Origin of the sequence: Bartonella queenslandensis AUST/NH15 (assembly GCF_000312585.1) — a bacterium.
GTDB classification, from domain to species: Bacteria; Pseudomonadota; Alphaproteobacteria; order Rhizobiales; family Rhizobiaceae; genus Bartonella; species Bartonella queenslandensis_A.
The window spans coordinates 36,087-41,928 of the sequence record NZ_HE998013.1 but is presented as its reverse complement, the minus strand read 5'-3'; the positions used below and the strand labels follow the sequence as shown (position 1 = coordinate 41,928).

Genomic DNA, 5,842 nt, shown 5'->3' with positions numbered 1-5,842 from the left:
TAAGTAGAGTTGGTGTGTGGATAAAATTATCTAAGAAAGGATCATTTAAATGCAAGAGATATTCAAAATGGGAAGCTAGAAATAGTATGACGCTACCGACTTGTTGCTTTACAAGCGTAAAGATTAGACTGTACAATAGATTTTATACACATCATAGGGATTTAATATATTATTCACGGATACTATCGTGAAAGGGGGATGTGAGCCTCGAGAGGTATCTTTTTTAACGCATACATGAATGCGTAACATAAATATATTTTTTTGATCGTTCTGTTCTTTTTAAGAGGTGTGATCTCATTAAAGAGCATCTTCTCTCAATTTTTTATATAGGATAATGAGATATAGAGAATAATCAGCAAATCTTTAGAATTTTGCTGGTTTTATGAAAGAGCTGTTTTTAATATTTGCAAACCATTCTTGAATTGATTACATGCTTCGTTGAAAAAACAATTATATTTCAAAATGTTATATGATTTAACTCATTCAGTTGTATCATGATAAGGCTACAAATACCGAGAATAATTATGGAGAAGAATGAAGTCAAAATAACGCGCCATCCTGCTTTTTTAAATGAACGAATATCAACGCTTAATCCTAATGCGGCCATTGAAATGACCGTGAACAATTGAGCAATAAATTTTATAGGAGTGAGAGCTGTTTCAGTGATAAGTCCACTTGAACGCACCAGCATCATCAGAATAAAGCCAATAATAAACCATGGGATGAGAGTGTGTAAGTGAAAGCGTGTTTCTGCTGAGCGGCGATAGATGATTGAGAGAGCAAAAATAAGCGGGCCCAACATCAGAACGCGTACTAATTTAACAATAGTTGCAATTTGAACACTGGCAAAAGAGACAGATGCGGTTGCTGCTAGAACTTGCGGTACAGCATAAACAACCATGCCAGCAAGCACGCCATATTGGCTAAATGGCAAGTTCAAAGATGGATGTAAAAAAGGAAGAAGTAAAATGATAACAACCCCTAAAAGAGCAGTAAAAGCAATTGATGCAGCGACTTCTTCGTGTTTTGCCTTAATAATGGGTGCAACAGCAACAGTAGCTGAATTACCACAAATAGCGTTTCCGCAAGCAACGAGCATTGCTAAATGTGTAGAAAGTCCGAAAAGTCGGCCAATGGAAAAGCTAAGAATAACTGTTATGAATATAACGAATATGATGCTAGCAAGTAAATTCCAACCGGCTGAAAGGATTGCGTTAATACTAATGCTTGCTCCTAGAAGAACAATAGCAATTTCGAGAAGTATTTTGGCACAAAAGGTGATACCTTTTTGAAAGTATGTTGGCAAAGTAAAACAACTTCGGGTCATAGAACCTAAGAGAATTGCCAAAACAAGACTCTCAAGCCATGTTTGCCCAAAAAGCTGTTTTTCTAACACTTTTAAACCATACGCTAAGGCTGATATGAGTAAACATACTAAAATACCAGGAGCAAAGTTGTTTAAAAGGGAGAGGTTTTTCTTTAGCATTTAAATATTTCCCCGTCATTAAAGAGCTAAAGCTTAAGAGGAAAAAGTTTTAAAGATTTGTTCTTGCTTGTACAGCCGCTGCTAAAGTTCCATCATCAAGATAATCGAGCTCGCCTCCTACAGGAACACCATGGGCAAGGCGTGTAATTTTAACTGAAAAATTGGAAAGCTGATCGGTGATATAGTGAGCCGTTGTTTGACCTTCGACGGTTGCATTGACAGCAAGAATAATCTCTGTAATTGGTTTTTGTACAACACGTTGTATTAAGGTGGCAATGTTGAGTTCGTCAGGACCTATCCCATCTAACGGGGAGAGTCGCCCACCTAATACATGATAACGTGCGGCTAAAGTTTTTGCGCGCTCAAGAGCCCACAAATCAGCAATATCTTCAACAACAATGATTGTTGTATCATCACGCCGCAAATCTGTACAAATTGAACAAGGATCAATGGTATCGACATTTCCACAAACAGAACAAATGCCGACTTTTTCTATAGCGGCCTGTATTGCTGTTCCTAAAGGCTCTAGCAAAGTTTCCTTTTTTTAATAAGATGAAGCGCAGCACGACGCGCTGAACGTGGACCAAGGCCTGGTAACCGTGCTAAGATTTGAATGAGACGTTCAATCTCAGGTCCTGCGATGTATTTAGACATATATTTTGTCCCATGGGAGAAATCCGTTTCATTAAAATGGAAGCTTGAAACCTGATGGGAGTGGCAGCCCCGCCGTTATGCTTCTGGTTTTTTCTTCTATCGTGATTTCGATTTTTGTTCTTGCTTCATTATAAGCTGCCATAATGAGATCCTCAAGAATTTCAGCTTCCTCAGGTTTGAGTAATGAAGGATCAATTTGAATTGCTGTTATAACATTTTTGCCATTTAACGTAATATTGACGAGATCACCCCCTGCGGTGCCGGTAGCTTGCAGATTAGCTATTTCATCCTGAATTTTCTGCATTTTCTCTTGCATTTCTTTGGCTTTTTTCATCATACTCATCATTTCACGCATAGGAATAGGTATCCTTATTCATCATTGCCATCATTTTCACTTTTAAAGAGATCAGTATTTTTAAAGGTATTGTGGGGTAAATCAAGATCATTTTCTTCTCTATTGAGTCGAATATCGACAATTTTTGCTTCCGGGAAATGGTTGAGGATTTTCGCGATATCAGGATCTGTCTCTGCATTGGAAAAAAGAGTCTTTTGAATTGCTATACTTTCTTCCTGTAAAGTTGGACCACCTCCTTCATTAACAAAAGTTATCACATAGCGTTTTCCAGCCCATTGAGAGATTTTTTTTTCGATATCATGAGCAAGAAATTGTGGGGTATTTTCAGAAAGCCTTAAAGTAATACGTCCAGTTTCAAAAGAAACAGGATGAACAAATTCTTTAACAAGGAGTTTGAAAGGTACGTCATTATGCTGTTCGGCTAATTTAACAATATCGTGCAAAGAATTAATCGCAAGAGTTTTAGGTTCAGTAATCTTTTCAACTGGTTGTGTGACAGAATGCGATAAATTTTCAGCCTTTTCAGAAAGATCAGTAGATTGAGAAATTTCAAGAGTTTCTATTACTTCTTGAGCTTTGGCATTATCATGAGTTTGATTTTTAACGAAATTTTCTGGTTTTAAGGCGTGGTCTAATTGGTCTTGCAAGGATGTTTTTAGGTCTGATTGATTTGGTAATGTATTTAAAACGCTTGAGGAAGCATGGACATCAATTGTTGTTTCTTGTGTTATATTATTTGCACTTATCGATTCTTGATGAGAAGAATTTGTAACGAATGTGAGAGATGTTTTTTCTTGCGTAAGTTTTTTTAAAGCTTCATCAAGAGTTGGAAGGTCAGCTGTATGCGCAAGACGAATTAAAAGCATTTCTGTTGCTTGCAGTGGACGTGCAGTTTGATTAACTTCTTGTAAGCCTTTGAGTAACATTTGCCAGTTTCTGGATAAAATAGGAACAGAAAGTCTCTTTGAAAAGTCTAAACTTCTTAAACGTTGTTCTTCAGTTAGTGAGAAATCTTCCACTATTTCTGGTGTGAAGCGTAAACGTGTAACCAGATGATTAAAATCGGCGAGTTCTGTTAATATAGTAAGAGGATCAGCGCCTGCATCATATTGACTGCGTAATTCATGTAATGCACGGACAACATCGCCCTTCATGATAAATTCAAAGAGATCAATAATACGTGCTTGATCCGCTAATCCTAACATTGTACGCACTGCGGCAGCATTGACATCGCCATTGCTATGGGCAATCGCTTGATCAAAAATGGATAATGCGTCACGTGCAGAGCCTTCTGCAGCACGAACAATCATAGAGAGCGCTTGATCTTCTACTTCTACTTTTTCATATTTCGCAATTTTGAGCAAATGCGCACTCAAAGCTTTTGCTTCGATTCTTCGCAAATCAAAACGTTGGCAACGCGAAAGAATTGTAATGGGAACTTTGCGAATTTCTGTTGTGGCAAAAATAAATTTTACATGGGATGGTGGTTCTTCAAGAGTTTTCAACAAACCATTAAAGGCTTGCGTTGAGAGCATATGGACTTCATCGATAATATAAACTTTATAGCGTGCAGAAACAGGACGATAACGTATTTGTTCAATAATTTCACGAATATCATCAATGCCCGTATGAGAAGCGGCATCCATTTCTATAACATCAATATGGCGTCCTTCAATAATTTGTGTGCAATGTTCACCAAGAGAATCCAATACAGTTGTTGGTTGGTCAATATCTTTTGTTTTATAATTGAGCGCACGTGCCAAAATACGTGCTGTTGTAGTTTTACCTACACCACGAATCCCTGTTAACATCCAAGCTTGTGCAATACGACCTTTTTCAAAGGCATTGGTGAGAGTACGCACCATAGCTTCTTGACCAATGAGGTCAGAAAAATTTAGAGGTCGATATTTACGAGCAAGAACACGATAGGCTGTTTCTACCGGCGCATTTTCCATGAATGTTTCCAACTTCGAAGTTCTTTATGCGTACATTTTGGTCATACACAAAGCATAGGTCAATACTATACCCTCATATAAAAGGATTTTTTCTCAATCAACTTATTTTTGATGGAATAATTTGCTTAAAAACAACCAAATCCCTTTACATGTTGCATAAAAATGCTGCTCTGAAGATTTAAAATACCTTGCTAAAACATAGCACAAAAATAATCTCTTCAGCAAAATAGGAGGCTGGTACGATGACCCGTACTAGAACTCGTTGGGGCTGCTTCTTTCCAGACCTGACCCAGTTGGCGAGTAGTTCGTCCACCACCAACCTCCCAAATTCATATTGTCGATTTAAAATGAAAAATCAAGCTCAGAAACAAAAAATATAACACGAACAACCAAGAATTTTTCTTTGAACTTAATTCTTGTATTATAGGCAACAAAAAGTAATGGAGATTTAAATTTTCAGAAATAACTCCTACACAAATTTGCTATAAACAAAGTTTTTTATTTCTCTGTTTATATACGATACAATCCGTAGCGATTTGAGAGGCTTCAATTACACAGACAAATACGATATTCTAATACAAACAAGTTATTCTGGTAATGAAAATATAATAAACAATTTTACGATTTGCAAAAGTTGTTCAATATTTAGTCTTTTTGAAATTTGTTTTTCTTGACAGTTTAATTTTAAGACACAAATTTTTATTACATAAGCACAAAACTCAATTTTCAAAAACTAAGCATTAATGATTTATAACGCCTGATTTCGAAAAAAGCTTACTTCAGTCTTTTTATACATCTACGCAAAGCTATAAAATATTGCTGAATATTATTAAAAATCTCCTGCATCACAATCTATACCAGTAACTTTTTCCTTAGTAATATTTTTAAAAGTATAATATCCGGATGGAGGAAAACCTATATCGAGGGATTTTACATCTTTGAGCGTAAAGATCTTATGTTCTTTGTCATGTGTTATTTTTTTTTCATCATCTGCAACGATGTGTAGTTTGTTTACGTCAGAAGAAGATGAGTACGATAAAGTAAAGGATACTTTTTGGGGTTTAAACGCTTTGCATCCATATTCAACCCCTTGCTCTATTGTATCATGTGCACCAATTGTAACCGTTTCATCTGGCGAAAAATTCCATTCTCTCTCACCAAATCCAGCAAACGCAACACTAGAGTAGGTGAGAATATTTACAGTTAATAATGCTTGCGTGAAAATTTTCTTCATTATCTTCTCCTCTTTTCCTAAAGTGGAATAAATCATAAATCAGTTTTTAGAAATAGGAAGGTTCAAACGTAATTCAAAAAATATGGTTAAACGACATCTTATAGATTTACAAAAATACGTTGATAAATTATCTGAACGCAAGAGATTTGAATGATCTA

Annotated in this window: 4 protein-coding genes, 1 other RNA gene and 1 pseudogene; all 6 read right to left on the bottom strand. The window is 36.1% G+C overall.

Annotated elements, in window-relative coordinates; all coding sequences use genetic code 11:
- Positions 1 to 457: 457 nt before the first annotated feature.
- The gene (locus BN338_RS08280; RefSeq protein WP_039760924.1) at positions 458 to 1,486 is read right to left on the bottom strand and encodes a YeiH family protein; all 1,029 of its coding nucleotides are present in this window, start codon (positions 1,484 to 1,486) and stop codon (positions 458 to 460) included.
- A gap of 49 nt (positions 1,487 to 1,535) precedes the next feature.
- Positions 1,536 to 2,140, bottom strand: a pseudogene (gene recR, locus BN338_RS08275) (recombination mediator RecR).
- A gap of 31 nt (positions 2,141 to 2,171) precedes the next feature.
- The gene (locus BN338_RS08270; protein ID WP_039760922.1) at positions 2,172 to 2,495 is read right to left on the bottom strand and encodes a YbaB/EbfC family nucleoid-associated protein; all 324 of its coding nucleotides are present in this window, start codon (positions 2,493 to 2,495) and stop codon (positions 2,172 to 2,174) included.
- 14 nt (positions 2,496 to 2,509) lie between these two features.
- The gene (locus tag BN338_RS08265) at positions 2,510 to 4,450 is read right to left on the bottom strand and encodes a DNA polymerase III subunit gamma/tau (protein WP_039760920.1); all 1,941 of its coding nucleotides are present in this window, start codon (positions 4,448 to 4,450) and stop codon (positions 2,510 to 2,512) included.
- Positions 4,451 to 4,676: 226 nt separating this feature from the next.
- Positions 4,677 to 4,774: signal recognition particle sRNA small type (ffs, locus tag BN338_RS11285), an RNA gene on the bottom strand.
- 505 nt (positions 4,775 to 5,279) lie between these two features.
- Entirely contained in the window at positions 5,280 to 5,684 is a 405-nt protein-coding gene (locus BN338_RS08260) for a hypothetical protein (protein WP_039760918.1), read from the bottom strand.
- Positions 5,685 to 5,842: the final 158 nt, after the last annotated feature.

What these genes read in the sequence shown, in the direction of transcription:
- BN338_RS08280 (WP_039760924.1), bottom strand. Translation starts at nt 1,486, where the DNA reads ATGCTAAAGAAAAACCTCTCCCTTTTAAACAACTTTGCTCCTGGTATT.
- BN338_RS08270 (WP_039760922.1), bottom strand. Translation starts at nt 2,495, where the DNA reads ATGCGTGAAATGATGAGTATGATGAAAAAAGCCAAAGAAATGCAAGAG.
- BN338_RS08265 (WP_039760920.1), bottom strand. Translation starts at nt 4,450, where the DNA reads ATGGAAAATGCGCCGGTAGAAACAGCCTATCGTGTTCTTGCTCGTAAA.
- BN338_RS08260 (WP_039760918.1), bottom strand. Translation starts at nt 5,684, where the DNA reads ATGAAGAAAATTTTCACGCAAGCATTATTAACTGTAAATATTCTCACC.